This is a genomic window from Gryllotalpicola sp. CP2-P1 (genome assembly GCF_057512245.1).
Window position 1 is genome coordinate 1 of record NZ_JBLRDT010000298.1, and the last position, 2275, is coordinate 2275.

Genomic DNA, 2275 nt, shown 5'->3' on the forward strand with positions numbered 1-2275 from the left:
GTCGGAATCGTCGCTGCGCGCACCTTCGCGCTCGCCGCGGGCAAGCCGCTCGTGAACCTCGTCAGCCACGACGCGATCGCGTTCGCCGCGTACCGCGACGGTCGCGAGGGCCCGCTTCTCGTGGTCACGGATGCCCGGCGCAAAGAGCTCTACTGGTCCTTCTACGACGGGGCGGACGAGCTCGGGCTGCCGGTGCGCGTCGACGGCCCGGGGCTCGCGAAGCTCGACGAGCTACCGCACCCCGATGCCGCGCGGCTCGACGCGGCATCCGTCTCGGCGGCCGCGCTCGGCCTGCTCGCCGAGCACACCTGGAAGAACAAGCGGCCCTTCGCCGCCGGCGAGGCGCTTTATCTGCGCTCGCCCGATGTCACGCCCTCGGCCGGCCCGAAGCGGGTGACGGGGTGAGCGAGCAGCCGGCCTTCTCCATTCGCCGCGCGACCGTCGGCGACCTCGAGCAGGTCGTCGCGCTCGAGCGCGTCATCTTCGCGAACGACGCGTGGCCCGAGGCGTTGTGGCGCTCCGAGCTCGAGAGCCCGCACACCTTCTATCTCGTCGCAGCCCGGGCGGATGCCCCTGACGAGCTGCTGGGCTACGCCGGGCTGCTCTCGCTGCCCGGCGGGCGCGAGGGCGACGTGCAGACGATCGGGCTCGCCGAGGAGGCGCGCGGCTACGGGCTCGGCCGCGAGCTCATGCGCCTGCTGCATCTCGAGGCGCAGCGCCGCGGCGTGCGCGAGATGTTCCTCGACGTGCGCGTCGACAACCCGGTGGCGCAGGCGCTGTATCGCTCGTTCGGCTATGAGGAGATCGGTGTGCGGAAGGGCTACTACCAACCCGACAATGTCGACGCGCTGGTGATGAGAGTGGCCGTATGAACCGAGAGGAACCCCTCGTGCTCGGCATCGAGACGAGCTGCGACGAGACCGGCGTCGGCATCGTGCGGGGAACCCGCCTGCTCAGCAACACCATCGCGAGCAGCATGGAGGAGCACGCCAGGTATGGCGGCGTCGTGCCCGAGGTGGCCGCTCGCGCGCACCTCGAGGCCATGGGGCCGGCCATCGAGGCGGCTCTGGCCGAGGCATCCGTGCGCCCCGACGAGCTCGACGCGATCGCCGTGACCAGCGGGCCGGGTCTCGCGGGGGCGCTCATGGTGGGCGTCGGGGCCGCGAAGGCGATGGCGGTCGCGCTCGGCAAGCCGCTCTATGCGGTGAACCACCTCGTGGGCCATGTCGGCGCCGACGTGCTCGATGCGGGCGGCGGCCCGGGGCACCCCGTCGAGGTGCCGACGATCGCGCTGCTCGTGAGCGGCGGCCACACGAGTCTGCTGCACGTGCGCGACCTGACCGGCGACGTCGAGCTGCTCGGCGAGACGATCGACGACGCGGCGGGCGAGGCGTTCGACAAGGTGGCGCGCATTCTCGGGCTGCCGTACCCCGGCGGGCCGCAGATCGATCGCGCGGCGGCGGCGGGCGCCCCGAATGCGATCCGGTTCCCGCGCGGTCTCAGCCTGCCGAAGGACATGGCGAAGCATCGCTACGACTTCTCGTTCTCGGGGCTCAAGACCGCCGTCGCGCGCTGGGTCGAGCAGAAGACGGATGCCGGTGAGCAGCTGCCCGTCGCCGACGTGGCCGCGAGCTTCCGCGAGGCGGTCGTCGACGTGCTCGTCACGAAGGCCGTGAACGCGTGCCTCGACCGTGGTGTTCCGCGCCTGCTGCTCGGCGGCGGCGTCGTCGCGAACGCGCGGCTGCGCGAGGTCGCGGCCGAGCGCTGCGCTGAGGCGGGCATCGCTCTGCGGATTCCCGCGCTGTCGCTGTGCACCGACAACGGGGCGATGATCGCGGCGCTCGCCGCGCAGCTGATCATGGCCGGCCACGAGCCGTCGACGCTCGATTTCGGAGCGGATTCCACGCTGCCCGTCACAGACATCCAGGTGCGCTGAGATCCGTTGACACCCACTCGGGCCCGCTGGGACGATGGGGCTTTACAGCGGGCACACAGCCCGCGCTGAAGGAGCGTCATGTCTGACCCGCAGAACCCTCCCCGGCCGCCCGAGGAGCCGACCGTTCCGGCAGAGCCTCAGGAGCCCACGGTGCCGGCCGAGCCGCAGGAGCCGAGCGTTCCCGCCGAGCCTGACGAGCCGACGGTTCCCGCCGAGCCCGACACCCCCCTCGTGCCGTCGGAACCCCCCGCTCCGAGCGAGCCCGAGCCGGCGACGACCCCCGCGCCGTTCGAGCCAGAGTCGCCCTCGATCGTCCCGCCCGAGCCGCCCGTCGCGCCC

3 protein-coding genes and 1 pseudogene are annotated in these 2275 nt (G+C 72.4%); all 4 read left to right on the forward strand.

The genetic code is table 11. The features are described 5' to 3' along the window. On the forward strand, positions 1–405 hold a 405-nt coding region (locus tag ACM2XV_RS14470; RefSeq protein WP_487027440.1), incomplete at its 5' end, for a tRNA threonylcarbamoyladenosine biosynthesis protein TsaB. Continuing rightward, the gene (gene rimI / locus ACM2XV_RS14475) at positions 402–872 is read left to right on the forward strand and encodes a ribosomal protein S18-alanine N-acetyltransferase (protein WP_344776349.1); all 471 of its coding nucleotides are present in this window, start codon (positions 402–404) and stop codon (positions 870–872) included. The genes ACM2XV_RS14470 and rimI, both read left to right, overlap by 4 nt. Next, positions 869–1936 carry a tRNA (adenosine(37)-N6)-threonylcarbamoyltransferase complex transferase subunit TsaD gene (gene tsaD, locus ACM2XV_RS14480; RefSeq protein WP_487027441.1) on the forward strand — a complete coding sequence of 356 codons (1068 nt, stop codon included), beginning with the start codon at positions 869–871 and terminating at the stop codon, positions 1934–1936. Before rimI ends, tsaD begins: the two co-directional genes overlap by 4 nt. Positions 1937–2014: 78 nt before the next feature. Beyond that, positions 2015–2275, forward strand: a pseudogene (locus tag ACM2XV_RS14485) (S1 family peptidase); the annotation flags it as partial.